Source organism: Ruegeria sp. AB11, from assembly GCF_056536325.1.
The window spans coordinates 3,362,536-3,388,027 of the sequence record NZ_JBQFJO010000001.1 but is presented as its reverse complement, the minus strand read 5'-3'; the positions used below and the strand labels follow the sequence as shown (position 1 = coordinate 3,388,027).

At 58.0% G+C, this 25,492-nt stretch carries 27 protein-coding genes; 21 read left to right on the top strand and 6 right to left on the bottom strand.

Going from position 1 to position 25,492, the window contains the following annotated elements:
• Window positions 1–7: 7 nt before the first annotated feature.
• Window positions 8–1,171 carry a M20 aminoacylase family protein gene (locus ACR3EJ_RS16940; protein ID WP_170543382.1) on the top strand — a complete coding sequence of 388 codons (1,164 nt, stop codon included), beginning with the start codon at window positions 8–10 and terminating at the stop codon, window positions 1,169–1,171.
• A 17-nt stretch (window positions 1,172–1,188) separates the two neighbouring features.
• Window positions 1,189–2,352 carry a M20 aminoacylase family protein gene (locus ACR3EJ_RS16935; protein ID WP_170543384.1) on the top strand — a complete coding sequence of 388 codons (1,164 nt, stop codon included), beginning with the start codon at window positions 1,189–1,191 and terminating at the stop codon, window positions 2,350–2,352.
• Between the two features lie 77 nt (window positions 2,353–2,429).
• On the opposite strand, the gene ACR3EJ_RS16930 is transcribed toward ACR3EJ_RS16935, so the two are convergent.
• Together ACR3EJ_RS16930 and moaA are read right to left on the bottom strand one after the other, a co-directional pair.
• A complete protein-coding gene (locus tag ACR3EJ_RS16930; RefSeq protein ID WP_170543386.1) occupies window positions 2,430–3,725 on the bottom strand; it encodes a 3-deoxy-D-manno-octulosonic acid transferase in 1,296 nt (431 codons plus the stop codon).
• A 1-nt stretch (window position 3,726) separates the two neighbouring features.
• Window positions 3,727–4,734 (bottom strand): GTP 3',8-cyclase MoaA, encoded by a 1,008-nt coding sequence (moaA, locus tag ACR3EJ_RS16925; RefSeq protein WP_170543388.1) that lies wholly within the window; start codon window positions 4,732–4,734, stop codon window positions 3,727–3,729.
• A 91-nt stretch (window positions 4,735–4,825) separates the two neighbouring features.
• Here moaA and ACR3EJ_RS16920 point away from each other — a divergent pair, with 91 nt between their 5' ends.
• The gene (locus ACR3EJ_RS16920) at window positions 4,826–5,242 is read left to right on the top strand and encodes a hypothetical protein (RefSeq protein ID WP_170543390.1); all 417 of its coding nucleotides are present in this window, start codon (window positions 4,826–4,828) and stop codon (window positions 5,240–5,242) included.
• On the opposite strand, the gene ACR3EJ_RS16915 is transcribed toward ACR3EJ_RS16920, so the two are convergent.
• The 3 genes from ACR3EJ_RS16915 to glmU are packed head-to-tail and all read right to left on the bottom strand — an operon-like array spanning window position 5,230 to window position 9,099.
• Window positions 5,230–5,913 carry a DNA alkylation repair protein gene (locus ACR3EJ_RS16915; protein WP_170543392.1) on the bottom strand — a complete coding sequence of 228 codons (684 nt, stop codon included), beginning with the start codon at window positions 5,911–5,913 and terminating at the stop codon, window positions 5,230–5,232. The genes ACR3EJ_RS16920 and ACR3EJ_RS16915 overlap by 13 nt on opposite strands.
• Before the next feature lie 6 nt (window positions 5,914–5,919).
• On the bottom strand, window positions 5,920–7,743 hold the full coding sequence (gene glmS, locus ACR3EJ_RS16910) for a glutamine--fructose-6-phosphate transaminase (isomerizing) (RefSeq protein WP_170543394.1): 1,824 nt from the start codon (window positions 7,741–7,743) through the stop codon (window positions 5,920–5,922).
• A gap of 3 nt (window positions 7,744–7,746) precedes the next feature.
• Window positions 7,747–9,099, bottom strand: coding sequence for a bifunctional UDP-N-acetylglucosamine diphosphorylase/glucosamine-1-phosphate N-acetyltransferase GlmU (gene glmU / locus ACR3EJ_RS16905; RefSeq protein WP_170543396.1), 1,353 nt, complete (start codon window positions 9,097–9,099; stop codon window positions 7,747–7,749).
• A gap of 134 nt (window positions 9,100–9,233) precedes the next feature.
• On the opposite strand from glmU, the gene ACR3EJ_RS16900 reads away from it, so the two are divergent.
• The 3 genes from ACR3EJ_RS16900 (at window position 9,234) to ACR3EJ_RS16890 (ending at window position 12,462) form a co-directional block, all read left to right on the top strand.
• Entirely contained in the window at window positions 9,234–9,905 is a 672-nt protein-coding gene (locus tag ACR3EJ_RS16900) for an HAD-IA family hydrolase (RefSeq protein ID WP_170543398.1), read from the top strand.
• Between the two features lie 39 nt (window positions 9,906–9,944).
• Window positions 9,945–11,135 (top strand): aminotransferase class I/II-fold pyridoxal phosphate-dependent enzyme, encoded by a 1,191-nt coding sequence (locus ACR3EJ_RS16895; protein ID WP_170543400.1) that lies wholly within the window; start codon window positions 9,945–9,947, stop codon window positions 11,133–11,135.
• Between the two features lie 163 nt (window positions 11,136–11,298).
• Window positions 11,299–12,462, top strand: a complete 1,164-nt coding sequence (locus ACR3EJ_RS16890; protein WP_170543402.1) for an isovaleryl-CoA dehydrogenase — start codon at window positions 11,299–11,301, stop codon at window positions 12,460–12,462.
• 46 nt (window positions 12,463–12,508) lie between these two features.
• Here the strand turns inward: ACR3EJ_RS16890 and ACR3EJ_RS16885 are convergent, their stop codons facing one another.
• Window positions 12,509–13,114, bottom strand: coding sequence for an OmpW family outer membrane protein (locus tag ACR3EJ_RS16885; protein ID WP_170543404.1), 606 nt, complete (start codon window positions 13,112–13,114; stop codon window positions 12,509–12,511).
• A 136-nt stretch (window positions 13,115–13,250) separates the two neighbouring features.
• Between ACR3EJ_RS16885 and ACR3EJ_RS16880 the strand changes: the two genes are divergently transcribed.
• From ACR3EJ_RS16880 to ACR3EJ_RS16810, 15 genes are all read left to right on the top strand, one after another.
• Window positions 13,251–14,777: an AMP-binding protein gene (locus ACR3EJ_RS16880; RefSeq protein ID WP_170543406.1), complete on the top strand. Its 1,527-nt coding sequence runs from the start codon at window positions 13,251–13,253 to the stop codon at window positions 14,775–14,777.
• A complete protein-coding gene (locus ACR3EJ_RS16875; protein ID WP_170543408.1) occupies window positions 14,774–15,238 on the top strand; it encodes a lysozyme inhibitor LprI family protein in 465 nt (154 codons plus the stop codon). The genes ACR3EJ_RS16880 and ACR3EJ_RS16875 overlap by 4 nt, the downstream gene beginning before the upstream one ends.
• Complete coding sequence (locus ACR3EJ_RS16870; RefSeq protein ID WP_170543410.1) at window positions 15,235–16,842, top strand: carboxyl transferase domain-containing protein; 1,608 nt, start codon at window positions 15,235–15,237, stop codon at window positions 16,840–16,842. The genes ACR3EJ_RS16875 and ACR3EJ_RS16870 overlap by 4 nt, the downstream gene beginning before the upstream one ends.
• Before the next feature lies 1 nt (window position 16,843).
• A complete protein-coding gene (locus tag ACR3EJ_RS16865) occupies window positions 16,844–17,269 on the top strand; it encodes an ASCH domain-containing protein (RefSeq protein WP_170543412.1) in 426 nt (141 codons plus the stop codon).
• 3 nt (window positions 17,270–17,272) lie between these two features.
• Window positions 17,273–19,204, top strand: coding sequence for an acetyl-CoA carboxylase biotin carboxylase subunit (locus ACR3EJ_RS16860; RefSeq protein ID WP_170543414.1), 1,932 nt, complete (start codon window positions 17,273–17,275; stop codon window positions 19,202–19,204).
• 79 nt (window positions 19,205–19,283) lie between these two features.
• A complete protein-coding gene (locus ACR3EJ_RS16855; protein ID WP_170543416.1) occupies window positions 19,284–20,138 on the top strand; it encodes a hydroxymethylglutaryl-CoA lyase in 855 nt (284 codons plus the stop codon).
• Between the two features lie 2 nt (window positions 20,139–20,140).
• Window positions 20,141–20,923: a crotonase/enoyl-CoA hydratase family protein gene (locus tag ACR3EJ_RS16850; protein ID WP_170543418.1), complete on the top strand. Its 783-nt coding sequence runs from the start codon at window positions 20,141–20,143 to the stop codon at window positions 20,921–20,923.
• 182 nt (window positions 20,924–21,105) lie between these two features.
• Window positions 21,106–21,471: an NADH-quinone oxidoreductase subunit A gene (locus ACR3EJ_RS16845; RefSeq protein ID WP_010442778.1), complete on the top strand. Its 366-nt coding sequence runs from the start codon at window positions 21,106–21,108 to the stop codon at window positions 21,469–21,471.
• Window positions 21,462–21,995, top strand: coding sequence for a NuoB/complex I 20 kDa subunit family protein (locus tag ACR3EJ_RS16840; RefSeq protein WP_010442777.1), 534 nt, complete (start codon window positions 21,462–21,464; stop codon window positions 21,993–21,995). Before ACR3EJ_RS16845 ends, ACR3EJ_RS16840 begins: the two co-directional genes overlap by 10 nt.
• Before the next feature lie 12 nt (window positions 21,996–22,007).
• Entirely contained in the window at window positions 22,008–22,613 is a 606-nt protein-coding gene (locus ACR3EJ_RS16835; RefSeq protein ID WP_170476545.1) for an NADH-quinone oxidoreductase subunit C, read from the top strand.
• A complete protein-coding gene (locus tag ACR3EJ_RS16830) occupies window positions 22,613–22,786 on the top strand; it encodes a hypothetical protein (RefSeq protein WP_010442775.1) in 174 nt (57 codons plus the stop codon). Before ACR3EJ_RS16835 ends, ACR3EJ_RS16830 begins: the two co-directional genes overlap by 1 nt.
• The gene (locus ACR3EJ_RS16825) at window positions 22,786–22,911 is read left to right on the top strand and encodes a hypothetical protein (protein WP_010442774.1); all 126 of its coding nucleotides are present in this window, start codon (window positions 22,786–22,788) and stop codon (window positions 22,909–22,911) included. The genes ACR3EJ_RS16830 and ACR3EJ_RS16825 overlap by 1 nt, the downstream gene beginning before the upstream one ends.
• Window positions 22,911–24,134 carry an NADH-quinone oxidoreductase subunit D gene (locus ACR3EJ_RS16820; RefSeq protein WP_170543420.1) on the top strand — a complete coding sequence of 408 codons (1,224 nt, stop codon included), beginning with the start codon at window positions 22,911–22,913 and terminating at the stop codon, window positions 24,132–24,134. Before ACR3EJ_RS16825 ends, ACR3EJ_RS16820 begins: the two co-directional genes overlap by 1 nt.
• Window positions 24,134–25,234 (top strand): NADH-quinone oxidoreductase subunit NuoE, encoded by a 1,101-nt coding sequence (gene nuoE / locus ACR3EJ_RS16815; RefSeq protein ID WP_170543422.1) that lies wholly within the window; start codon window positions 24,134–24,136, stop codon window positions 25,232–25,234. Before ACR3EJ_RS16820 ends, nuoE begins: the two co-directional genes overlap by 1 nt.
• 30 nt (window positions 25,235–25,264) lie before the next feature.
• Window positions 25,265–25,486, top strand: coding sequence for a DUF5337 domain-containing protein (locus ACR3EJ_RS16810; protein WP_010442771.1), 222 nt, complete (start codon window positions 25,265–25,267; stop codon window positions 25,484–25,486).
• The last annotated feature ends 6 nt before the right edge of the window (window positions 25,487–25,492 follow it).

Below are 25,492 nucleotides of genomic sequence, written 5' to 3'. Positions count from 1 at the left end.
GGATCAGATGCCAATCAAGAACCGACTTGCCGAAATGCACGAAGAAATCACCGGTTGGCGGCGGGATATCCATCAACATCCCGAGATCCTCTATGACACTCATCGCACCAGCGCCTTGGTGGCCGAAAAGCTGAAAGAGTTCGGTTGCGATGAGGTCGTGACCGGCATTGGCCGGACCGGTGTTGTTGGCGTGATCAAAGGTAAAACCGACACGCAGGGCCGCGTGATCGGGTTGCGCGCCGATATGGATGCGCTGCCAATGCAAGAACAGACTGGTCTCGACTATGCGTCGAAGACTGATGGCGCCATGCATGCCTGTGGGCATGATGGCCATACCGCGATGGTTCTGGGGGCGGCGAAATACTTGTCCGAGACGCGCAATTTCGACGGGACGGCAATCGTGATTTTCCAACCCGCCGAAGAGGGCGGAAACGGGGCTGAGGCGATGTGCAAGGATGGTCTGATGGACCGTTTCGGCATTCAGGAAGTCTATGCCATGCATAATGTGCCCGGTCTGCCGACGGGGCAATTTGCCATCCGGTCCGGCCCGCTGCTGGCGGCTGCGGATGAGTTCGACATTCGTCTGGAAGGCCGGGGCGGACACGCGGCTAAACCCCATGAAACCATTGATACGACAGTGATGTTGTCGCAGCTGATTGTGGCGCTGCAAACCATAGTATCGCGCAACGCAGACCCGACCTTGCAGGCGGTTCTGTCTGTGACCTCGGTCGAGACCTCATCCAAGGCGTTCAACGTGATCCCGCAATCGGCGGAGGTGAAGGGCACCGTGCGAACCCATTCAAACGAAATGCGCGATCTGATCGAGCAGCGTTTGACCGAGGTCAGCCAAGGGATCGCCGAGATCTTCGGGGGCACAGTCAAAGTCACCTATACGCGCGGGGTTCCGGTAACGATCAACGCCGAGGAACAGACGGGCTATGCCACTGAGGCCGCTATTTCCGTAGGCGGCAACTGTGGTGAAGCACCGATGGTAATGGGGGGCGAGGATTTCTCGTTCATGCTGGAAGAACGCCCAGGAGCCTTCATCGTGTTGGGCAATGGCGACAGCGCCGGGCTGCACCACCCCGAATACAATTTCAACGATGAGATCATCCCGATGGGATGCTCATGGTTTGCCGAAATGGTCGAGCGCCGGATGCCGGCGGCTTGAGTTAGGAGAGAAAAGACATGCCAGTTAAGAATCGCTTTGCCGAATTGCAGGCCGAAATCACCGAATGGCGACGTGATATTCATGAAAACCCTGAGATTCTGTTTGAAACTCACCGCACCAGCGCCCTGGTCGCGGAAAAGCTAAATGAGTTTGGCTGTGACGAGGTCGTCACTGGGATCGGGCGCACCGGTGTAGTTGGTGTGATTAAGGGCAAATCTGATTCCAACGGAAAGGTCATCGGCCTGCGTGCTGATATGGATGCGCTGCCGATTCTTGAGGCGACGGGGCTGGATTATGCCTCAAAAACCGATGGCGCGATGCATGCCTGTGGTCATGATGGTCATACAGCAATGCTGCTTGGTGCAGCGAAATATCTGTCAGAGACGCGCAATTTCGACGGCACAGTCGTTGTGATTTTCCAACCTGCCGAAGAAGGTGGCGGCGGCGGTCGTGAGATGTGCGAAGACGGCATGATGGAGCGATGGAATATCCAAGAGGTCTACGGCATGCACAACTGGCCGGGCCGTCCGGTGGGCAGTTTCGCCATCCGTCCGGGTTCGTTCTTTGCTGCGACTGATCAGTTTGACATTACCTTTGAGGGCCGCGGTGGCCATGCCGCGAAGCCACAGGAGACCATCGACACGACCGTCATGACCGCTCAGGCGGTTCTGGCGTTGCAGACGATTGCTTCGCGCAATGCGGACCCGATCGATCAGGTTGTGGTGTCAGTGACGTCGTTCGAGACGTCTTCGAAGGCGTTCAATGTCATTCCGCAAACGGTGCAGATCAAAGGTACCGTGCGTACCATGAGCAAAGAGATGCGTGATTTGGCGGAAAAGCGGATCAATGAGATTTGCAATGGTGTCGCGGCAACGTTCGGTGGAAAGGTAGATGTGACCTATATTCGCGGGTATCCGGTCATGGTGAACAGCGACGAACAGACGGATTTTGCTGCCGAGGTGGCGAAGTCGGTCTCGGGAAGCTGTGATGAGGCCCCTCTGGTTATGGGTGGTGAGGATTTCGCGTTTATGCTCGAAGAACGTCCGGGCGCTTATATCCTGGTGGGCAATGGCGACACGGCGATGGTTCACCACCCGGAGTACAATTTCAACGACGAAGCCATTCCTGCAGGATGCAGCTGGTGGGCAGAGATTGTTGAACAACGGATGCCTGCGGCTTGAAGATGAGAGGCGAGGGGCCAGCCCCTCGCGCTCCTCGGGATATTTTTAGCCAGAAGAAGCGGGATCGGTGCCCAAGGTCAGTGGAGTGAAAGGCGGTTGCACAGCGTGTCGATCACCTCGTCCAACGCGGATTTTTGCGTGTTGACGCAAGCTTGGGCTGCGGTTTGCGCTGCGGCAAGAACATCCTTTTCCGACAGCCATAGGGCGACCGAATCTGAAAGGTCACTGGCAGAATTGACCAAGACCGCGCCGCCGGTTTCGATCAAGGGTGCAAATGTTTCGGCAAAATTGAAGAAGCCCGGACCTGTGATTACCGCGGCCCCGGCTTGCGCAGGTTCAAAAGGGTTGTGGCCTCCGATCTCCTTCAGCGAGCCACCCAGGAAAACGATCGGGCAAAGTGCGTACCAGGTTCCGGTTTCGCCTAATGTATCTGCGACATAAACCTGAGTGTCTGACCTGATCGGCTGATCCGTGCTGCGTTGAGCAGTCGACAGGCCGGCATCGCCTGCGAGTTTAATGACCTCATCCCTACGTTCAGGGTGGCGCGGGATCAGCAGCAGCAGAAGATCAGGCCAACGCTGCAACAACAACCTATGAGCCGCCAGAACGATTTCTTCCTCACCTGAATGCGTCGAACTGGCGATCCACATTGGGCGTCCGGCGATCTGTGACTTGATCGCGTCTAGTGTTTCCTGGTGGACGGGCAGCGGATCAGACATGGCTTTGAGGTTTGTGCCGGGTTGGACGCGATCAGCATCAGCGCCCATGGCAATCAGGTTGTCGGCTGTTTTGGTGTTTTGAGTTAGAAACAGCTTGAACTGATCCAGAATGAAGCGCGCGGTTTTGGGGCGATTTTTCCATCCGGTGGCTGATTTGTCTGACAGACGGGCATTGAGCAGTGCCAGTGGCGCGCCATTGTTGGTGGCTTCAACAATCAATCGTGGCCAGATTTCGCTTTCAACGAAGATGCCTGCACTGGGCTGCCAATGGTACAGAAACCGGCGCACCGGAGCCGCGCTGTCCAGCGGTGGGTATTGATGGCGGGTGCGCGCAGGAAGGCGTTTCCCGATCAGTTCCGCGGAAGTCGGGGTACCTGAGGTGATCAGAAATTCGGCTTCCGGCAAGCGATTTCCCAATCGATTGATCAGGCTTAGAACCGAAAGGCTTTCACCTACACTGGCGGCGTGGAACCAGATCAGTTGCCCTTGCGGGCGAGGCAGACTGGCATGGCCCAGCCGTTCCTGCTGGCGAGTATTGGAGACGCCTGCAGCCTGCAGTTTTCCACGGACTTTACGCCAGACCAGCGGTTCGGCGGTCGTCATCAGGCCGCAGTACAATTTGTACAGCAGAGTAGGCTGTGGGCTTTCGGGCATTTCAGCCGCCTGTATGGCTCATATGACGGCTCATTTGGCCGTCGATAGACTGCCTTGAGTAATCGAAGTCATGACCCTTGGGCTTGAGGTTAATAGCAGCCCGGATCGCCTTTTCAAGCGGTTGCTCCGTATCGGGATGGTCGCGCAGAGGACCGCGCAGATCCGCCATGTCTTCTTGACCCAGGCACATATACAGCTCGCCCGTGCAGGTCAGGCGCACGCGATTGCAGCTTTCGCAGAAATTATGCGAAAGGGGTGTGATGAACCCTATTTTCTGACCCGTTTCCTCTAGTCTCACATAGCGCGCCGGACCGCCGGTGCGTTCAGCCAGATCGGTGACGGCATAGTGGTTTTCGTATTCCTTGCGGACGTCTTTGAGCGACCAATATTGATCTAGGCGGTCCTCGTTGCCGATATCGCCCATGGGCATGACCTCGATCCAGGTAAGGTCCATGTTGCGCTCGGCACACCAGTCAGTGATCTTGGGCAGTTCCGGTTCGTTGAAACCTTTAAGCGCAACAGCGTTGATCTTGACACGCAGCCCGGCCTTTTGCGCCGCGTCGATGCCGTTCAGTACCTGTTTGAGGCGGCCCCAGCGGGTGACCTTAGCGAATTTGTCCTCGTCCAGAGTATCCAGCGATACATTCACACGTCGCACACCCGCCGCATAAAGTTCTTCGGCGAAACGATGCAGCTGTGAACCATTGGTTGTCAGTGTCAGCTCTTTCAGGGCGCCGCTATCCAGATGCCGTGTCATGCTGTTGAAGAAAGACATGATGTTCCGGCGCACCAGAGGCTCTCCTCCGGTGATGCGCAGCTTTTCGACGCCCAGGTTCACGAACGTGGTGCACATGCGGTCCAGTTCTTCCAGCGTCAGAAGGTCCTTTTTGGGGAGGAACTTCATATCCTCGGACATGCAATAGACGCAGCGAAAATCACAGCGGTCCGTGACGGAGACGCGGAGATAGGTGATGGCGCGGGCAAATGGGTCGATTAGCGGAGTTGTCATGGCTCATAGGTAAAGCGGAGGCCCGGCCGCGGCAAGGGCGAACTGCGTTTTGGGCTGGAACAGTCAAGCTTAGAAGAATAGGGTTTTCAGTATGAAATATGCTTTGGTTTTGGTTTGTGTTTTTGTCGCTGGCTGCGATGCCGTTCGGTCCGCCACGGACCGAGTGTTTAGTGGGTCATCCACCGCGCCTGTGACCGCGCCTGCCGCACCAGAGACCGTTGAGGAGGTGCCCGAACCTGTCGTCGCTACGGTCGGTTGGGCGGGTGCAAAAACGACGGTCGCAGGACTTGGCGATCCGAATACGCCGGGACGTTGGCTGCAAACGCCCCTGGTTAAGACCGAAATCAATGGTCGTATCGTTGTACCGCGTACAGGCGCGCAGGCCTATGTTGCGCTTATCCCCGCGCCGGGGCCTGAAGGCGGTGGAAGCCGTTTGTCACTAGAGGCAATGCGCGCATTGCTTGTGCCGTTTGATGAGCTGGTAGAACTGGAAGTCTATTCCGACTGAGCGCGCAGGTATTTGCCCGCTTCTTTGCGGGCAAATGGCTTCATGTTTGCGCCGTGCGTTTCGAGAAATGCGACGACGCGCTGTGAATCGTGCTTTGACAATTCGCGCAGCCACCATGCGATGGCTTTCTGGATGAACCATTCCCGGTCAAGGACATAGCTTGCAGCCCAACCAAGAATACGGTCGCGGCACTCCAACTCTTTCGGTTTGGGGTGGTTTTGTTTGGTCCAGGGCAAGGTGGCGACCAGCGCGGCACGCTTAGTCCACATATGATTTGATTTGGTCCACTGTTCGACTTGATCCAGCCGCGTCGGATCGGCTTTCAGGCGCTTTTGCATTGCCATGCTGGCATGGTCGGCCACTGCCCAGGCGTCGAATTCTGGCAGCCAGCTTTGCAACAGATCCCATACCGCGTCATCGGGGTGGATTCGGGCTTGGGTCAACAGCTTTGCCGCAGCGACCCGTGCTTCATGGATGTTGGTCTGCCACAAACTGTCGGCGACGGCGATGCGGTCAGTGATTTCGAGTTTACGCCGCCACTCCTTGGTCAGATCGTTGAGCACCGGATTCGGAACACCCAGATACGGACGGTCAACCTTGTGATAGGCCGCCACCTGTTCTGCCCGTTCAGGATCGGCATGGGCTTTGATCTGATCGAGATAGGCCTGCATGTGCCGTCACTCGACCGTGACGGATTTTGCCAGATTGCGCGGCTGATCCACATCCGTACCTTTAGCCACCGCCGTGTGGTAGGCCAGCAGTTGCGCGGGCACCGAATAGAGGATCGGGGCAAGGCTGGTGTGCACATGTGGCATACGGATCGTACTCCAAACCCCATCTTCAGCCTCTGCGATACCATCATCATCCGAGACAAGGATAACCTTGCCCTTACGCGCCATCACCTCCTGCATGTTCGAAACTGTCTTGTCGAAAACTGCGTCGCGCGGGGCCATGACAACAACCGGCATATGCTTGTCGATCAGGGCGATGGGGCCGTGTTTCAACTCGCCCGAAGCGTAACCTTCGGCGTGGATGTAGCTAATTTCCTTGAGCTTCAACGCACCTTCCATGGCCAGAGGGTACATGAGGCCACGGCCCAGGAACAGCACATCGCGCGCCTCGGACAGACGTTGGGCAGATTGGCGAATAGCGTCGTTCTGATCCAGCGCTGCATTCAGAACTGTCGGCAAGCCGCGAAGGGCGGCCGCGTGATCGGCGATCTCTTCGTCGTTCAGCGTGCCTCGATCTGCAGCGGCTTTGAGGGCAAGCATCAGCAACACGCTAAGCTGACAGGTGAACGCCTTGGTCGAGGCAACACCGATCTCAACACCCGCATGGATTGGTAACGCCATATCGCTTTCGCGCGCAATCGAGCTTTCGGCGACATTGACGACCGAGACGATCTTGTCTGCCTTACCTTCGCAATAGCGCAGGGCAGCAAGCGTGTCGGCGGTTTCGCCTGACTGGCTGACAAACAGCGCAAGCGTCCGGTCCGAGATCGGAGGCTCGCGATAGCGGAACTCGCTGGCGATATCGACTTCAACTGGTATCTTGGCCAGTTGTTCGAACCAGTATTTCGCCGTCAGGCAGGCATAGAATGCAGTACCGCAGGCCACCATGGTCAGACGGTCCAGCTTGGTGAAATCCAGATCGTCACCGGGCAACACCACATGATCGCCTCCGGTCGGAAGATACGAGCGGATGGCTTCGGCCACCACAACAGGCTGCTCGGCAATTTCCTTGGCCATATAGTGCTTGTGACCGCCTTTGTCGGCACGGGTCTGATCGATTTGAATTTGCCGGACTTCGCGGTTGGCAAGCTCACCGGTTTCGGTTCGAATCTCCAGCGAAGTGCGGGTCAGTACCGCCCGATCGCCTTCTTCAAGATAGGTGATGCGATCGGTCAGCGGGGCCAATGCGATAGCGTCCGAGCCGACAAACATCTCACCATCGCCATGACCTATCGCCAGAGGCGAGCCCTTACGCGCAGCGACGATCAGATCTTCTTGCCCGTCGAATAGGAAGGCGAGCGCGAATGCGCCTTTGAGCCGGTCGATGGTATTGAACGCAGCGTCAATCGGCGATTGTCCTTGGGACATGTACCGCTCTGTCATCAAGGCAACGGTCTCGGTGTCAGTGTCCGTGACGAAGTCAACACCATGTTCGGCCAACTCAGCCCGCAGTTCGCGATAGTTTTCAACGATACCATTGTGCACAACAGCGACAGGTCCCGCCCTATGCGGATGCGCGTTGTTCACTGATGGCGCCCCATGGGTCGCCCAGCGGGTATGACCGATGCCGGATTTCCCGGCCAATGGCTCATGCACCAAAAGGTCGCTCAGGTTCACCAGCTTGCCGACAGCCCGACGACGCCCAAGCGCGCCATCATTAACTGTAGCGATACCAGCACTGTCATAGCCGCGATACTCAAGTCGCTTCAGTGCTTCGACCAGAATAGGGGCGGCTTCGTGGCTGCCCAGAACACCAACAATTCCACACATAATTCAGGCTCCTTTGTCGCGGCGAGCCTTCTTCGCCTTCAACATTTCAAACAATTTGCGCGCGTAGCCGGGCTTATTCTCTTGCTTGGCACGCGCCACCGCCAATGCGTCTGGCTCAACATCCTTGGTCACTACGGTCCCCGTGGCAGTCATCGCGCCGTCACCCAGAGTGACCGGGGCCACCAGCATCGTGTTCGATCCGATGAACACGTTTTCCCCGATGGTCGTTTTGTGCTTCATCACGCCGTCATAGTTGCAGGTGATGGTTCCAGCACCGATATTTGTAGCCGCCCCAACCGAAGCGTCGCCGATATAGCTGAGGTGATTCACCTTTGCGCCTTCTGCGATCTCGGCGTTCTTGATCTCAACAAAGTTGCCGATTTTCGTGTTTTCAGCCAGCTCTGCACCCGGGCGTAGGCGGGTATAAGGTCCGACCACGGAACCTCGGCTGACATGGCAGCCTTCGAGATGCGAAAACGCCCGGATCGTTGCGCCGCTTTCCACGGTTACACCGGGGCCAAAAACCACATTTGGTTCAATGACAGTGTCGCGACCAATCACGGTATCTGCTGCCAGATACACCGTATCAGGTGCCATCAAAGTGACCCCCAGATCAAGCAGTTCGGAGCGCGCCTGTTCTTGGAACACTGCATCCGCTGCCGCCAGATCCGCGCGGGAGTTCACACCCAATGTCTGCGCTTCATCGCAGGCCACGGCAGTTACGTTCAGACCCTTGTCGCGGGCTATCTCAACGACGTCGGTCAAATAATATTCACCCGAGGTATTGTCGTTTCCAACCGCATCGATCAGTGAGAAAAGGGTTTCAGCGTCACACGCCAAAAGGCCTGAGTTACAGAAGGTTATGGCGCGTTGTTCGTCAGTGGCATCCTTGAATTCAACAATCCGCTCGAGCGAGTCACCATCCATGACCAAGCGACCATAGCGGGCGGGATCTGCAGCTTCGAATCCAAGAATGACCAGATCGTTTTTTGTGCGCGCTTCAATCATTTGCTGGAGAGTGTCGGGCTGCAGAAACGGGGTATCGCCATAGAGGACAACCACATCCCCCTGAAAACCATCCAGCGCTGCACGCGCCTGCGCAACTGCATGGGCGGTGCCAAGCTGCTCTTCCTGCACCGCAATGCTGGCGTTTTCATCTTCGGCTTCAGCGACGCGTGCAACGGCTTCCGCGCCGTGGCCGGTAACAATCACGGTGCGCTCGGGAGACAGGACAGCACCGGCACGCATGGCATGAACCAGCATCGGCACCTGGGCAATCGGATGCAGGACTTTGGGAATATCAGAGTTCATCCTTGTGCCTTTTCCGGCGGCAAGAATGACAAGGGCAGTGCTCATGAAATCGTTTTCTCTTTTGTTTTGTCGCCGCCCGTTTTATCCGCTGTGGGCAAAGGCGCAAGCGGTTCAGCCATCAAAGAAGATTGCCGTTTGCAACACGACATGGCGGAAACCCGCCGGTTCAGGAGATAAACATGCGTACGGTAATCTTTGATCTGGATGGAACTTTGGCGGATACATCCGGTGATTTACTGGCCGCTGCAAACCACTGTTTTCGCGAGATGGGTCATGGGGATGTACTGATGCCCGAGCTTGATGCGGCGGTTTCGGTACGCGGTGCACGCTTGATGTTGTCCCATGGATTGAAGCGGGTCGGCGCCTATGACGCGGACGTCGTCGAAGCCTATTATCCGGTCTTTCTGGACGTCTATGGGCAAGCGATCGATACGCATACCTATTTCTATCCCGGTGCGCTTGAAGCTGTCGAAGCCCTGAAGTGCGCTGGTTATGGCGTGGGTATCTGCACCAACAAGCCAGAAGGCCTTGCTGATCTGCTGCTGTCCCGGATGGGCGCGCGCGATCGTTTCGCTTCGCTGGTAGGGGCCGATACGTTGCCGGTGCGCAAGCCTGATCCTGAGCCTTTGCGTGAAGCAGCGCGCCGCGCCGGGGGGCATCCCGATCATTGCGTGCTGATCGGCGACTCGGATACCGACCGGAACACGGCGCGGGCTGCAGGCGTGCCTTCGGTTCTGGTGACTTTCGGCCCGTCAGGCGATGAAATGGCCGCGCTGGAGCCCGAGGCGTTGCTGCATCATTTTGATGATTTACCGAAACTGGTCTCCGATTTGATCGGAGCGGCCGCGTGATCCCTTGACCTGCCACACACACAGCACCAAAACAGAACTATGAACGAGACATTCACGGGTAATTTCACCCAGCAAGAGCCCATCCCCGAAGACGCCATCGAGGCTGCCGTGGCCGTCCTGCGCCATGGTCGGTTGCATCGTTACAACGTTGCACCTGGCGAGTTGAGCGAAACTGCGCTGTTGGAACAGGAATTCGCCGCCCAGATGGGGGCGAAATACTGTCTGGCGGTCTCATCGGGAGGCTACGCTCTGGCCACAGCGTTGCGGGCAGTTGGCGTAAAGCCGGGCGATCCGGTTCTGACCAACGCATTCACTCTGGCCCCGGTGCCGGGGGCGATTGCCTCGGTAGGCGCAAAGCCGGTCTTTGTTGGTGTGACGGAAGCCCTGACCATCGATCTGGATGATCTTGAGGCCAAGCTGGATCAGGCGAAGGTGTTGATGCTGAGCCACATGCGAGGGCATCTATGCGATATGGATCGTCTGATGCAGATGTGTGATGCTGCGGGTGTGATCGTGATCGAAGATTGCGCGCATACTATGGGTGCCGCGTGGCGCGGGCAGTTGTCTGGGCGGCAGGGGGCCATCGGGTGTTACTCGTGCCAGACCTATAAACATGTCAATTCGGGCGAGGGCGGGTTGCTGATCACGGATGATCCGGAACTGGCCGCCAAGGCTACGATGTTGTCCGGGTCTTACATGCTTTATGAACGCCATCTGGCAGCGCCCGGGCCGGAGGTTTTCGAGCAGATCAAATACACCACCCCCAATGTCTCGGGCCGGATGGACAATTTGCGTGCGGCGATCTTACGTCCGCAGTTGCGCGATCTGGACCGGCAGGTGCAGCGCTGGAATGAACGATATGATGAAATCGAGCATGGTCTGCGGGGAACACCCGGTTTGAAAATCGTAGAGCGGCCCGATGCTGAGACCTATGTCGGTTCGTCGATCCAATTCCTGTTGCTGGACTGGACGCCCGAGCGTATTGCCGAGGTCATCCAGCGCTGCGCCGCGCGCGGGGTTGAACTGAAGTGGTTCGGAGGGGCCGAGCCGTCGGGCTTTACCTCACGCTATGACAGTTGGCGCTATGCCGATAGTACCCCTATTCCGGTCAGTGATCGGATATTGGCCGGGATCATGGATATGCGCGTTCCGCTGACCTTCTCGCTAGAGGATTGTAGCCAAATCGCGCGCATTATCCGGGCTGAGGTCAGCGCGGTCTATCAGTCGTAATCCAGCGGAGTGCGCTTTCAGCGCACGCTCGATTTATTTGAATACGCCGTCCCTTGCCGGGCGGCGTTTTGCGTTGGCCTGCGCGTCGTCGTTGACCGAAGGGGGAATCGCTGCTATTTGATTATTGAACACTTGTTCATTAATGCAATCGGAGGAGCCCTGCATGTTTATGGCCACAATGCAATTCGATCTGGGCGAGGACGTGAACGCCCTGCGTGAGATGGTCCACCGTTGGGCGCAGGAACGGGTCAAGCCGATGGCGGCCGAGATTGATGCCTCGAACGCCTTTCCGAATGAACTGTGGAAAGAGATGGGCGACCTTGGCCTGCTGGGCGTCACAGTGCCAGAAGAGTATGGTGGGGCGGGAATGTCGTATCTGGCGCATACCATTGCAGTGGAAGAGGTGGCGCGCGCCTCGGCCTCAGTCTCGTTGTCATATGGGGCACATTCGAATCTGTGCGTGAACCAGATCAAGCTGAATGGGACGGATGAGCAGAAACGGAAATATCTGCCGCGCCTGATTTCGGGCGATCATGTGGGCGCGCTGGCCATGTCTGAACCGTCAGCTGGGTCGGATGTGGTGTCGATGAAGCTGCGAGCGGAAAAGCGGAATGATCACTATCGTCTGAATGGCAGCAAATATTGGATCACCAATGGGCCGGACGCGGATACTCTGGTCGTTTATGCCAAGACGGACCCCGAGGCCGGATCGAAAGGGATCACGGCCTTTTTGATCGAGAAAGAGATGAAGGGATTTTCGACCTCGCCTCATTTCGACAAGCTGGGGATGCGTGGTTCAAACACGGCTGAGCTGATTTTTGATGATGTCGAAGTGCCGTTCGAGAATGTTCTGGGTGAAGAGGGCAGGGGCGTTGCCGTTCTGATGTCCGGTCTGGATTACGAACGCGTTGTGCTGGCTGGGATCGGGACAGGTATCATGGCGGCCTGTCTGGACGAGGTCATGCCCTATCTGGCCGAGCGCAAACAGTTCGGCAAGCCGATCGGCAGCTTCCAACTGATGCAGGGTAAGATCGCAGATATGTACACCGCGATGAATTCGGCGCGGGCTTATGTCTACGAAGTCGCTAAGGCCTGTGATCGGGGAGATGTGACCCGACAGGATGCGGCAGCGTGCTGCCTATATGCCTCGGAACAGGCGATGGTGCAGGCGCATCAAGCGGTGCAAGCGCTGGGCGGGGCCGGTTTCCTTTCAGATGCGCCGGTCAGTCGGATATTCCGCGATGCCAAGCTGATGGAAATCGGTGCCGGTACCAGCGAAATCCGTCGGATGCTGATCGGCCGTGAGATGATGAACGAAATGCTGTGAGGGAAGGCCCCGCAGTTTTACGAACTCCGGGGCTTTGGTGATTGGATCAGAACGTATGGACGTAGGACAGGCCAATCAGGAACGGGTCGATTTCGGCTTTGCCGATGTCGTTGCCGTCCAAAGTGACGTCCGAGTCGATGTCGAACCAACGCACGTTCAGACGCACAGCGCCTTTGTCGGTGACCATGTAGTCCAGACCGGCCTGCAGCGAGACGCCGAAGGAATTGTCCAGGTCCAAATCGCCCAGGGGCGAGTCCTCTTCGAAGAAGATGGTGTAGTTCAGACCCGCTCCGACATAGGGTTTCCATGCGCTATTGGTCGGGAAATGATAGTTCAGCGAAAGGGTGGGCGGCAGGTGTTTGACGCTTCCGGCATCAACGCTGCCACCAAGAGTGACGTCATGTTTGTAGGGGGTCGAGGCCAACAGTTCGATCCCGAGGTTGTCCTGAACGAAGTACTCGACGGTGAAGATGGGGCGCGTGTCCGAGTCAACGTCGGCGTCAAACCCAGCGAGCGAGCCGTTGTCGGATTTGGGATCCAGATAACCGACACCTACACCAACAGTCCAATCTCCCTGAGATTGGGCGAACACCGGAGCAGCCAGCGCGACAAGCGCGGTGGAAAGGGTCAAAGCGGCGAGTTTCTTTGTCATATTCATGCCTTTAGTTGCGTCTATATGGACCTTGTGGATGGCCCGATGCCGCCAAACTCTGATCTGCATCAATTTCGCATTGAAATTGCGCCGATGAAGCATGGATCAACTGTCAGTAAAATAAGGGAGAATCTGAGTGTCTCCTGCTAGGGTCATACCGGGTCTGCGCAGTGATCAAAGCTGGGCCATACCGGATCGATTGAATATGGCGCGACAGTGCCTTTTTCAGCCGACAGAACAGGTTGCGATACTGGACCTGACGGCCTCTGATCCGCGTGAAGTTACGTTCGGCGATTTGGGTGAAATGGTAGATGGTATTGCGCGTGCTCTGATCAACGACGTCCGACCCGGCGACCGAGTGGGCGTGTTGCTGAGCCAGTCGCCTTGGTGTGCGGCGGCACATTTGGCGATCTGGAAAATTGGAGCGATTTCGGTACCCCTGTTCAAGTTGTTCAAACACGATGCGCTATCATCGCGTGTCGGCGACGCGGGCTTAGAAATTGTTCTGACAGATCCCGAAGGGGCCGCGCTTGTTGGTGATCTGGCCAAACCAGTTCTTGCCGATCAGATCGGGCAAGAGGGACCACCTGTCCCGTTTGCCGACACCAGACCCGAGGACCCTGCAGTATTGATCTACACCTCAGGCACCACCGGTAGCCCAAAGGGGGCACTGCACGGGCACCGGGTGCTGACGGGTCACCTGCCGGGCGTATCGATCAGCCACAATCATCTGCGTCAGGGGGATTGTCTGTGGACACCGGCAGACTGGGCTTGGATCGGCGGTCTGTTCGATGTGCTGATGCCCGGTCTAGCGCTGGGTGTACCGGTCGTTGCGGCGAGGTTGGATAAGTTCACTCCCGAGGCCTGCACTGATCTCGTCATGCGTGGCGGGGTACGGAATGTGTTCTTCCCGCCGACCGCCCTTCGCATGTTGAAAGCTGCGGACCAGACGATCCCCGGTTTGCGCTCGGTCGCGTCCGGAGGGGAGCCTCTGGGGGCCGAGATGTTGGCCTGGGGTAAAAAGGCGTTTGGCCTGACGATCAACGAATTTTACGGCCAGACCGAATGCAATATGGTCGTGTCCTCCTGCGCTGAGGATTTCCCGGTGCACCCCGGCTGTATCGGCAAGCCGGTGCCCGGGCATGAAGTTGCGGTGATTGATGGCGACGGCCGGCCAACCAAAGAAGAGGGCGACGTCGCTATCCGGCGTGGCTCGGCCTCGATGATGCTGGAATACTGGAACCGGCCCGATGCGACCGCTGAGAAATTCCGGGGTGGCTGGCTGATCACCGGAGACCGTGGCGTGTGGGAGGGCGACTATCTGCGCTTTGTCGGTCGCGATGATGACGTGATCACGTCGGCCGGATACCGCATCGGACCCGCTGAGATCGAGGATTGCCTGCTGACCCATCCGGCAGTGGCAACCGTGGGCGTGGTCGGTAAGCCTGATCCGCTGCGGACCGAGATCGTGAAGGCCTATGTGGTGTTGAAACCGGGCGCTGAGGCTGCGGAGCAGGAGTTGCAGGATTGGGTCAAGGACCGTCTGGCTCAGTACTCCTATCCGCGCGAGGTGGCGTTTCTGGACGAGTTGCCGATGACGGTGACGGGGAAGGTGATCCGGAAGGAACTGAAGGCGCGGGCTGCAGGGGAGGCAATTACATGATGCGAATTGCAGTTGCTGCGATACTGGTTCCATCGCTTGTTTCCGCTCAGGGCGCTTGGGTAGACCAGTCGTACATTCAACAGTGTTTTTCCCAGTCGCAGCAGGGCGATAGCTTGTCCTCATGTCTCGGCGCAGCTGCCAATACCTGCCAAACGATACCGGGAAATGAAACAACCATTGGCGTCACCGAGTGTATTCAAGCCGAAACCCAAGTTTGGGATTCATTTCTGAACGAACAGTATAAACTGCGTAGAGCGGAACTGGCTGAACAAAGTCCCGAACTTTCGGACCAGTTGCGAGATGCTCAGCGCGCATGGATCGGGTTTCGGGACGCTGAATGCGCTCTGGCCTACGGCATATGGTCTGGTGGAACGATACGCTCGATTGTAGCCGCAAATTGCTTGCTGACCGAAACTGCTGAACGCGCTGTGGAATTGCGCGACTTGGGGAAGATGGAATGAAACTAAAATCCAAAGCCATACCAACCTCCGAGGGGTTCAAGGCGAACCGAGCTGCACATCTGGATGCGCTGGCACATATCTCTGAGGCCGCCGAAGCCGCCCGCATGGGTGGCGGTGAGAAATCCCGCGCGCGGCATGAATCACGGGGCAAGATGCTGCCCAGACGTCGGGTAGCGAACCTGCTTGATCCGGGCTCTCCGTTTCTTGAAATCGGCGCGACGGCGGCGCATGGGATGTACGGGGACGCCGCGCCTTGTGCCGGGGTGATCGCCGGGATTGGCAGGGTGCAGGGGCGCGAGGTCATGGTGGTGTGCAACGATGCCACCGTGAAGGGCGGCACATATTATCCAATGACCGTCAAGAAACATCTTCGGGCGCAGGAGATCGCCGAGGAAAACCATCTGCCCTGCATCTATCTGGTCGATAGCGGCGGTGCGAACCTGCCCAATCAGGATGAGGTCTTTCCCGACCGCGATCACTTTGGCCGCATTTTCTATAATCAGGCGAGGATGAGCGCGAAGGGCATCCCTCAAATCGCGGTTGTCATGGGGTCGTGCACGGCGGGCGGGGCGTATGTGCCTGCGATGTCTGATGTGACGATCATCGTGAAAGAGCAGGGGACAATCTTTCTGGCCGGGCCGCCTCTGGTCAAGGCAGCGACAGGAGAGGTCGTCAGCGCCGAGGATTTGGGCGGCGGCGATGTGCATACCCGCCTGTCGGGTGTGGCGGACTATTTGGCCGAGGATGATGCGCATGCACTGGCCTTGGCCCGTCGCGCGGTGGGGTCGTTAGGCGGTGCCGGGCTGAAGCCCGGCCTACAGTTTGAAGCATCCGAGGAGCCAGATTACGACCCAGAAGAGGTACTTGGCGTTGTCCCTGCTGATCTGAGAACCCCCTATGACATTCGGGAGGTGATTGCGCGTCTGGTCGATGGCTCTCGGTTTGATGAGTTCAAGCCGCGTTTTGGTGAGACGCTGGTGACCGGTTTCGCCCACGTCAAAGGCTGCCCGGTTGGGATCATCGCCAACAATGGCGTGTTGTTCTCGGAGGCTGCGCAGAAGGGCGCGCATTTTGTCGAGCTGTGTTCGCAGCGCAAAACACCACTGGTCTTCCTGCAGAACATCACCGGCTTCATGGTTGGTCGAAAATACGAGAACGAAGGCATCGCGCGGCACGGGGCCAAGATGGTGACGGCGGTGGCGACGACGAGCGTTCCGAAGATCACCATGCTGGTTGGCGGCTCGTTCGGGGCTGGAAACTATGGCATGGCAGGACGCGCCTATCAGCCTCGGTTCCTGTGGACCTGGCCGAATTCGCGCATTTCTGTGATGGGGGGCGAGCAGGCTGCAGGTGTCCTGGCAACCGTCAAACGCGATGGAATCGAACGGCAGGGCGGCACGTGGTCGGCTGAAGAGGAAGCCGAGTTCAAACGTCCTACGCTGGACATGTTCGAGGAACAATCCCACCCGTTATATGCTTCGGCCCGCCTGTGGGATGACGGCATCATCGATCCGCGCAAAAGCCGCGACGTGTTGGCCTTGTCGCTGAGTGCTGCGCTGAACGCCCCGATTGAGGAGACACGTTTCGGCGTGTTCAGGATGTAAGATGAGCGTTTCATTGAATGACGTCATGGCCCGCTATCCGGGTGCCCAGACTTTCAAGTTTGGTGATAACGCATCGCTGAGTGCTGAGTTGCTGGCGTTGGTGCGATCAGGCCGAAAAACGGCAACCTGTGGTGCGTTGAGAGACTACCCTGAAGGCAGTGCTGATACCCCCATTGTTGGGCGGCAGGATATTGCGCTGGAATGGGATGATCGCCCGGCCTTGGTGATCGAAACGGTCGAGGTATCGATCTGCCGTTATTGCGATGTGACCGAAGACTTCGCGTTGGCCGAGGGTGAGAATGAAACGCTTGAGGGCTGGCGCGAGGATCATCGCCGGTATTTTAAACGAAATGGCGGGTTTGACCCTGAGATGGGGTTGCTGTGCGAACGGTTTCGCCTTGTCGAAGATCTGGCGGCTGAGGGGTAAGTTATGTTCAACAAAATCCTGATTGCCAACCGAGGCGAGATTGCTTGCCGTGTGATGGAAACTGCTCAGAAGATGGGCGTATCCTGCGTGGCAGTTTATTCGGATGCCGATGCCTCGGCCAAGCATGTGCAAATAGCCGATGAGGCTGTTCATATCGGCGGCGCGGCCCCGGCTGAGAGCTATCTGAAAGGTGATGTGATCATTCAGGTGGCGCTGGATACAGGCGCGCAGGCGATCCATCCGGGCTATGGCTTTCTGTCCGAAAATCCAGACTTCGTGGATGCGGTTGAGGCAGCAGGCCTGACCTTCATCGGCCCATCGGCGGACGCAATCCGAAAGATGGGCCTTAAGGACGCGGCCAAGGTGTTGATGGAGAATGCAGGCGTTCCGGTTGTGCCCGGTTATCATGGCGACAATCAAGACCCCGAACACCTGGCAGGCGCGGCGGATACCATTGGTTATCCTGTTCTGATCAAGGCCGTTGCAGGTGGCGGCGGCAAGGGGATGCGGTTGGTTGAGAAGCCCGAGGAATTCTCGGCTGCTTTGGACAGCGCGCGTGGTGAGGCCAAGACGGCCTTTGGCAATGATGCTGTGCTGGTCGAGAAATTTGTCGCCAAACCCCGCCATATTGAAGTGCAGGTCTTCGGCGATGGCACCCATGCGGTGCATCTGTTTGAACGGGACTGCTCGTTGCAGCGGCGGCACCAGAAGGTGATCGAAGAGGCTCCGGCCCCAGGCATGACCGTTGAAATGCGCGATGCCATGGGGCAGGCGGGCGTGCGCGCGGCAGAAGCGATTGGATACAAGGGCGCAGGAACGGTCGAGTTCATCGTCGATGCCTCGGACGGGCTGCGGCCCGATCGGTTCTGGTTCATGGAGATGAACACGCGCCTGCAAGTCGAACATCCGGTGACCGAGGCAATTACGGATGTCGATCTGGTCGAATGGCAGTTGCGCGTAGCAACGGGCGAAAGCCTGCCGAAACAGCAGGGTGATTTGTCGATCAACGGACATTCATTCGAGGCGCGGCTTTATGCCGAAGATGTACCCAAGGGTTTTTTGCCTGCGACGGGTACGCTGACCCATCTGCAGTTTCCGCAAGAGTGTCGTGCCGATAGTGGCGTCCGGGCCGGAGATACGATCAGCCCTTGGTACGATCCCATGATCGCCAAGGTCGTGGTGCATGGCCCGACGCGTGCGGTTGCTTTGGAAAGCCTGCACCGCGTCCTGCGCCAGACCGAGGTCGCCGGGACTGTCACAAACCTCGCCTTCCTTGGTGCTCTGACGCGGCACAGCGGGTTTGCGTCGGGCGACGTGGATACCGGGCTGATCGGACGGGATCTTGACGATCTGGTGCACGAAGCTGGTGCAAGCAACGCATCAGCTGTGGCTGCAGCGATGACGGCGTTGGGTCTGGCCGAGACGGCCTCAGAAACGGGCTTTACGCTATGGGCGCCGTTACATCGCGCTGTGCAATTGCTGCGCGATGGAGAGGTTGTTGATCTGGATGTCCAGGTCGAAGGTACAGATCGGCAGATTTGGGAGATCGAAGGCGCGCAGCTAATCGCGCAGCGCCGTGGCGCTGGCTGGACCATCAATGGGACACCCATGCCCAATGTTGTCATGGCTGGGTCCCAGGTCACTGTATTCGACGACTATGGGCAGGCGTTTGAGGTTGTTGACCCTCTGGACCGCGACGCAAGCGCGGCGGGTGACACCAATGTGATCGAGGCGCCGATGCCAGGTCTGGTCAAAGCCGTCTTTGCCTCAGCGGGGCAGGCGGTAAAAGAAGGCGACCGGCTGGCCATTCTGGAAGCGATGAAGATGGAGCATTCACTGTTGGCCGCCCGCGATGGCGTGGTCGCAGAAGTGCTGGCCGAAGCGGGAGCACAGGTCGAGGCCGGGGCAGCGCTGGTTCGGTTGGCCGAGGATTGATCTGTTCGGCCTGTGGATTGCGTGGCACAGTCGGGCCATCCGTAATTGAAACGATAAGAAACCGGGAAGGGATGCGCTGATGAAAGAACGGGTCGAGATTTTCGAGGTCGGTCCGCGGGATGGCCTGCAGAACGAACAGCGCGAGATCCCGGTGGCCGAGAAAGTCGCCTTGATCGATTGCCTCAGCCGTGGCGGGTTCAACCGGATTGAGGTTGCAAGCTTTGTCTCACCGAGATGGGTGCCGCAAATGGCAGGCAGCGGTGAGGTTTTGGCCGGGATCAAGCGGGCAGAAGGCGTTCGTTATGCGGCTCTGACGCCGAACATGCGTGGGTATGAGGACGCGTTGGCGGCCAAGGCGGATGAGATTGCAGTGTTTGCCTCGGCCTCCGAAGGATTTTCGAAGGCAAATATTAACGCGACCATCGCCGAATCCATCGAACGGTTCGTGCCGATCCTTGAGGCCGCGCGGCATATCGATTTGCCCGTGCGTGGTTATGTGTCCTGCGTGACTGATTGCCCCTATGACGGCCCGACCCCGCCCGAAAAGGTGGCCGAGGTGGCGGACGCATTGTTCGCGCATGGCTGCTACGAGATTTCGCTGGGCGATACGATTGGGCAGGGGACTCCGGACAAGATCGCGCATATGCTGTTGGCCGTGCGCGAACGGGTCCCGGTCACCCGGCTTGCGGGCCATTTCCATGACACCAACGGGCGGGCGATCGATAATATCGATGCCTCGCTGGCGCTGGGCGTACGGGTGTTTGATGCCGCCGTGGGCGGGCTTGGGGGTTGCCCCTATGCGCCAGGTGCAGCGGGTAATGTGGCAACCGAAGCGGTGGCCGCGCATCTGGAACGGTTGGGATATGAAACCGGGTTGGACGCGTCTGTGCTGGAAGAAGCTGCAGACATGGCGCGGGCTATGCGAGCGGAATAGAAATGTACGAAACGATAACTTTAAAGACAGATGGTCGCGGCGTAGCCACGTTAACGCTGGATCGACCAGAGAAGCACAATGCGCTGTCGGCGCAGATGATTGCTGAACTGACACAAGCCGCCGGGCAACTGGCCAGTGATGAAGCTGTCCGGGTGGTGATTCTGGCCGCGTCAGGCAAAAGCTTTTGCGCCGGGGGTGATCTGGGTTGGATGCAGGCGCAGATGGCCGCCGATCCCGATACGCGCTTCACCGAGGCGCGCAAGCTGGCCGAGATGCTGAATGCCCTGAATACGCTGCCCAAGCCTCTGATTGGCGCATTGCAGGGCAATGCGTTTGGTGGTGGAGTGGGAATGGCCTCGGTCTGTGATGTGGCGATCGGGGTGGATAGCCTGAAGATGGGCCTGACCGAAACGCGACTTGGCCTGATCCCGGCCACGATTGGCCCCTATGTTATTGCTCGTATGGGTGAGGCAAGGTCGCGGCGGGTCTTCATGTCCGCACGTCTCTTTGATGCAGCAGAGGCTGTCGAGCTGGGCTTGTTGGCGCGCGCGGTGCCCGCTGATGCCTTGGCAGAGGCGGTCGAGGCCGAAGTGCGTCCCTATCTGTCCTGCGCGCCAGGCGCTGTTTCTTCGGCAAAGCAATTGATCCAATCGTTGGGACCACGCATTGACGATGCTGTGATCGACCACACCATTCGACAGTTGGTAACGCGTTGGGAAACCGACGAGGCGCAAGAGGGAATCAGGGCCTTCTTCGATAAACGAAAACCTGCATGGAATAGGTAGGTTTAGCCGCGTCGGGCCGTTGCAAGGTATTCTAAGCCATAGCCTGCTGGGCGATTGTAATATTGCCCATCTGCGCGTTTCTGTTCGGTTGACCCTCTGACCCCACAGGGATAGAGAATGTCCAGTCAACTCGCCAATTGACGGCGCACCCTTTTGGGACATGCGCAGGAAAGGAGCTATACGTGGAAGACCTGTTGCGGGAGTACCTCCCGATCCTGGTGTTTCTGGCCGTCGCTGTAGGCCTTGGAATCGTCTTGATTCTCGCTGCTGTAGTGCTTGCCGTCCGCAATCCAGACCCTGAAAAAGTCAGTGCATATGAATGTGGCTTTAACGCATTCGACGATGCGCGGATGAAATTCGACGTCCGATTCTATCTGGTCGCGATTCTCTTCATCATCTTCGATCTGGAAATCGCCTTCCTGTTTCCCTGGGCCGTTGGCTTCAAAGACATCAGCGATGTTGGGTTTTGGTCCATGATGGTGTTCCTGGCGGTGCTGACCATCGGCTTTGCCTATGAATGGAAGAAAGGGGCCCTGGAATGGGAGTGATGACGGGCGCAAACACCGCGGGCGTCGACAAAGAAGTCGCCACCCAGGCCCTGAATGCCGAGCTGCAGGACAAAGGTTTCCTGCTGACCTCGACCGAAGACATCATCAACTGGGCCCGTACCGGTAGCTTGCACTGGATGACCTTTGGTCTGGCCTGCTGCGCGGTTGAGATGATGCACACGTCGATGCCGCGCTACGATGCGGAACGGTTTGGTATTGCGCCCCGCGCGTCCCCGCGTCAGTCGGATGTGATGATCGTGGCCGGAACCCTGACCAACAAGATGGCCCCTGCGCTGCGCAAGGTCTACGACCAGATGCCCGAACCGCGCTATGTGATCTCAATGGGCTCCTGTGCGAATGGCGGTGGTTATTACCACTATTCCTATTCTGTCGTGCGCGGTTGTGACCGGGTTGTGCCCGTGGACATCTATGTGCCCGGCTGCCCTCCGACCGCAGAGGCGCTACTTTATGGGTTGATGCAGCTGCAACGCAAAATCCGCCGCACCGGCACGATTGTTCGCTGAGGGAGAGGGCAGATGAGCGAAGCACTCAAAGAACTCGGCGCGCAGTTGGAGCTAAAACGAACCGATTGCGTTCTGTCCTGGGACGTGACGCATGGTGAGCTGAACGTCGATGTGGCCCCGTCGAATCTTGTGGAATTCATCGAATTCCTGAAGTCTGACCGCAGTTGCCAGTTCTCAACGCTGGTGGACATTACCGGTGTCGACTACCCCGAACGCGCCAAGCGGTTTGATGTGGTTTATCACTTTCTGTCGATGTACCAGAACCAGCGCATCCGCCTGCGGGTGTCGATCCGTGAAGAAGATATGGTGCCTTCAATTGTCGACGTTCACCCCTCGGCCAACTGGTTCGAGCGTGAGGTGTTCGACATGTTCGGCATCTTGTTCTCGGGTCATCCCGATTTGCGGCGCATCCTGACTGACTATGGGTTCCGCGGCTATCCGCTGCGCAAGGATTTTCCGACCACCGGTTATACCGAAGTTCGCTACGACGAGGCGCAAAAGCGCGTGGTCTATGAACCTGTGTCGCTGGTGCAGGAATACCGTCAGTTTGATTTCATGTCCCCGTGGGAAGGTGCGAACTACATTCTTCCGGGGGATGAAAAACAGGAGACTGAATAATGGGTGGCATCTGGTGGCTGATCCTGTCTGCACTGACCATCATTCCGATGGTGAAGATATTGCCGTTTTTCGGGATCAACAAATACTGGTGCCTGCTCTGTCTGGTTCCCTTTGGCACGATCGCGTTGCTGTGGTGGGTCGGGCTTAAACTGCAAGAGCTGGAGCGTCGCTGATGGGTCTGGGGGAGCTGATCGCGTTGGGGGCGCTGGGGGTTCTGCTGGCCGGGGCTGCTGCTAAGGCGGCTGAGGCGGAAAAGGTCCGGGTTCGGGCCGAAGCGAAGAAGAAACGAGGGCGTTGATGGACGGCTCAAGATACGATGACGGCAGCACGGACGCGCTGAGCGGGGAACAGAAGATCCGCAACTTCAACATCAACTTCGGCCCGCAACACCCTGCGGCGCACGGAGTTCTGCGTCTAGTGCTTGAGCTGGACGGCGAGATCGTCGAGCGTTGTGATCCGCATATCGGCCTGCTGCACCGTGGCACCGAAAAGCTGATGGAAAGCCGGACGTATCTGCAGAACCTGCCGTATTTCGACCGGCTGGATTACGTGGCGCCGATGAACCAGGAGCATGCGTGGTGTCTGGCCATCGAAAAGCTGACCGGGGTTGAAGTGCCGCGTCGCGGTTCTCTGATCCGGGTGCTCTATTCCGAGATTGGTCGCATCCTGAACCACCTGCTGAACGTGACCACTCAAGCAATGGACGTGGGCGCGCTGACCCCACCGCTTTGGGGCTTTGAAGAGCGCGAAAAGCTGATGGTGTTCTATGAGCGTGCCTGCGGTGCCCGTCTGCACGCCGCCTATTTCCGCCCCGGTGGCGTTCATCAGGACCTGCCGCCAGAACTGCTGGACGATATCGAGGCGTGGAGCCACGACTTCCCCGCTGTTCTCGATGATATCGACGGGCTGCTGACCGAAAACCGCATCTTCAAACAGCGTAATGCCGATATCGGTGTGGTGACCGAGGATGACATTCAAAAATACGGCTTCTCGGGCGTGATGGTCCGTGGCTCGGGTCTTGCATGGGACCTGCGTCGCGCGCAGCCCTATGAATGCTATGACGAGTTCGAGTTTCAGATCCCCGTCGGCAAGAACGGTGACTGCTATGACCGCTATCTGGTGCGCATGGAAGAGATGCGCCAATCGCTGCTGATCATCCGTCAGGCCATCGCCAAAATCCGCGATTGCCCAGGCGACGTTCTGGCACGCGGCAAGATTACTCCGCCGAAACGGTCTGACATGAAGACTTCGATGGAAAGCCTGATCCATCACTTCAAGCTTTATACCGAAGGCTTCCACGTCCCCGCTGGCGAGGTCTATGCCGCCGTTGAAGCCCCTAAGGGCGAGTTCGGCGTCTATCTGGTCGCCGACGGCACCAACAAACCCTATCGCGCTAAATTGCGCGCGCCGGGGTTCTTGCATCTACAAGCCATGGACCACGTTGCCGGAGGCCACCAACTGGCCGACGTCGCCGCGATTATCGGCACCATGGATGTCGTATTTGGAGAGATTGACCGCTAATGCTCCGCCGTCTTCACGCCGAACAACCCGATAGCTTTGCCTTCACCGCTGCCAACCAGCAATGGGCCGAAGCGCAGGTTACGAAATACCCCGAGGGCCGCCAGGCCAGTGCGGTGATCCCGCTACTGTGGCGCGCGCAAGAGCAGGAGGGGTGGCTGAGCCGTCCGGCGATTGAATCCGTCGCCGACATGCTGGGTATGGCCTATATCCGCGTGCTTGAGGTCGCCTCGTTCTATTTCATGTTCCAGCTGCAGCCGGTTGGATCGGTGGCGCATATTCAGGTGTGTGGCACGACCTCCTGCATGATCTGCGGAGCCGAAGATCTGATTGCGGTCTGCAAGGAAAAGATCGCTGCAAAGCCGCATGAGCTGTCTGCTGACGGCAAGCTGAGCTGGGAAGAGGTGGAATGCCTCGGTTCCTGCACCAACGCGCCGATGGCTCAGATCGGCAAGGATTACTACGAAGACCTGACCACTGAGAGTTTTGGCAAGATACTTGATGATCTGGTTTCGGGCAAAGTGCCAACTCCGGGTCCGCAAAATGGTCGGTATGCGGCGGAACCTCTGAAAGGGCTGACCAGCCTGACGGAGTATGACAGTGGCCGGACGCAATACAACGCGAGTGTTCAGCTTGCGCGCGAACTGGGCGATACCGTCAAGCGTATCGATGGAACCGAGGTTCCAATCCTAACCCCGTGGCTGGGCAAGGATGGCAAAGCTGCTGCAACCAAAGCTGCTCCGAAACCGCCAAAACCGCCTGCCCCGGCGAAACCTGCAGTGAAACAGGCCGCTGAGGCGAAAGCGGCGAAAGAGGAACAGCCCGAAACGCTGTCTGGTGCGCGGGATGGCAAGCCTGATGATCTGAAAATGCTGAAGGGCGTAGGTCCAAAGCTGGAAGAAACCCTGAACGAGCTGGGCTTTTTCCACTTCGATCAGATTGCCGCATGGACATCAGAGCATGTGGCCTGGGTCGATGCGCGCCTGAAGTTCAAAGGCCGGATCGAACGGGACGGATGGATCGAACAGGCTGCAAAACTGGCAGCTGGTGAGGAAACCGAATTCGCTAAACGTGCCAAGGAAGACGGCACATACGAAGACTAAACGGGTGCCCGTGCGGGGCACCAGGACGAGATGGATAAAGACAGGGAACACGCCATAGCCCGCAAGGGTCGTCACATAGGCATCGTCATCGCCGTGACGATGGTGCTTTGGCTTGGCATGACCTTGTTCATAGGCCCCGCAATGGGTTTGCCGGGGCGCTATGCGCTGCTGTTTGATTTCGCTGCTCTTGCGGGATTCATCTATGCAGGTGTGAACATATTTCAACTCTGGCGCATGCGTCAGGACAGCTGAAGGTAA

Coding starts and splice junctions, on each gene's coding strand:
- ACR3EJ_RS16810 (WP_010442771.1), top strand. CDS start 25,265: ATGGATAAAGACAGGGAACACGCCATAGCCCGCAAGGGTCGTCACATA.
- ACR3EJ_RS16920 (WP_170543390.1), top strand. CDS start 4,826: ATGAAATATGCTTTGGTTTTGGTTTGTGTTTTTGTCGCTGGCTGCGAT.
- glmU (WP_170543396.1), bottom strand. CDS start 9,099: ATGAGCACTGCCCTTGTCATTCTTGCCGCCGGAAAAGGCACAAGGATG.
- ACR3EJ_RS16890 (WP_170543402.1), top strand. CDS start 11,299: ATGTTTATGGCCACAATGCAATTCGATCTGGGCGAGGACGTGAACGCC.
- moaA (WP_170543388.1), bottom strand. CDS start 4,734: ATGACAACTCCGCTAATCGACCCATTTGCCCGCGCCATCACCTATCTC.
- ACR3EJ_RS16915 (WP_170543392.1), bottom strand. CDS start 5,913: ATGCAGGCCTATCTCGATCAGATCAAAGCCCATGCCGATCCTGAACGG.
- ACR3EJ_RS16835 (WP_170476545.1), top strand. CDS start 22,008: ATGAGCGAAGCACTCAAAGAACTCGGCGCGCAGTTGGAGCTAAAACGA.
- ACR3EJ_RS16855 (WP_170543416.1), top strand. CDS start 19,284: ATGAAAGAACGGGTCGAGATTTTCGAGGTCGGTCCGCGGGATGGCCTG.
- ACR3EJ_RS16895 (WP_170543400.1), top strand. CDS start 9,945: ATGAACGAGACATTCACGGGTAATTTCACCCAGCAAGAGCCCATCCCC.
- ACR3EJ_RS16935 (WP_170543384.1), top strand. CDS start 1,189: ATGCCAGTTAAGAATCGCTTTGCCGAATTGCAGGCCGAAATCACCGAA.
- ACR3EJ_RS16885 (WP_170543404.1), bottom strand. CDS start 13,114: ATGACAAAGAAACTCGCCGCTTTGACCCTTTCCACCGCGCTTGTCGCG.
- ACR3EJ_RS16830 (WP_010442775.1), top strand. CDS start 22,613: ATGGGTGGCATCTGGTGGCTGATCCTGTCTGCACTGACCATCATTCCG.
- glmS (WP_170543394.1), bottom strand. CDS start 7,743: ATGTGTGGAATTGTTGGTGTTCTGGGCAGCCACGAAGCCGCCCCTATT.
- nuoE (WP_170543422.1), top strand. CDS start 24,134: ATGCTCCGCCGTCTTCACGCCGAACAACCCGATAGCTTTGCCTTCACC.
- ACR3EJ_RS16930 (WP_170543386.1), bottom strand. CDS start 3,725: ATGCCCGAAAGCCCACAGCCTACTCTGCTGTACAAATTGTACTGCGGC.
- ACR3EJ_RS16850 (WP_170543418.1), top strand. CDS start 20,141: ATGTACGAAACGATAACTTTAAAGACAGATGGTCGCGGCGTAGCCACG.
- ACR3EJ_RS16860 (WP_170543414.1), top strand. CDS start 17,273: ATGTTCAACAAAATCCTGATTGCCAACCGAGGCGAGATTGCTTGCCGT.
- ACR3EJ_RS16865 (WP_170543412.1), top strand. CDS start 16,844: ATGAGCGTTTCATTGAATGACGTCATGGCCCGCTATCCGGGTGCCCAG.
- ACR3EJ_RS16875 (WP_170543408.1), top strand. CDS start 14,774: ATGATGCGAATTGCAGTTGCTGCGATACTGGTTCCATCGCTTGTTTCC.
- ACR3EJ_RS16825 (WP_010442774.1), top strand. CDS start 22,786: ATGGGTCTGGGGGAGCTGATCGCGTTGGGGGCGCTGGGGGTTCTGCTG.
- ACR3EJ_RS16940 (WP_170543382.1), top strand. CDS start 8: ATGCCAATCAAGAACCGACTTGCCGAAATGCACGAAGAAATCACCGGT.
- ACR3EJ_RS16820 (WP_170543420.1), top strand. CDS start 22,911: ATGGACGGCTCAAGATACGATGACGGCAGCACGGACGCGCTGAGCGGG.
- ACR3EJ_RS16840 (WP_010442777.1), top strand. CDS start 21,462: ATGGGAGTGATGACGGGCGCAAACACCGCGGGCGTCGACAAAGAAGTC.
- ACR3EJ_RS16900 (WP_170543398.1), top strand. CDS start 9,234: ATGCGTACGGTAATCTTTGATCTGGATGGAACTTTGGCGGATACATCC.
- ACR3EJ_RS16870 (WP_170543410.1), top strand. CDS start 15,235: ATGAAACTAAAATCCAAAGCCATACCAACCTCCGAGGGGTTCAAGGCG.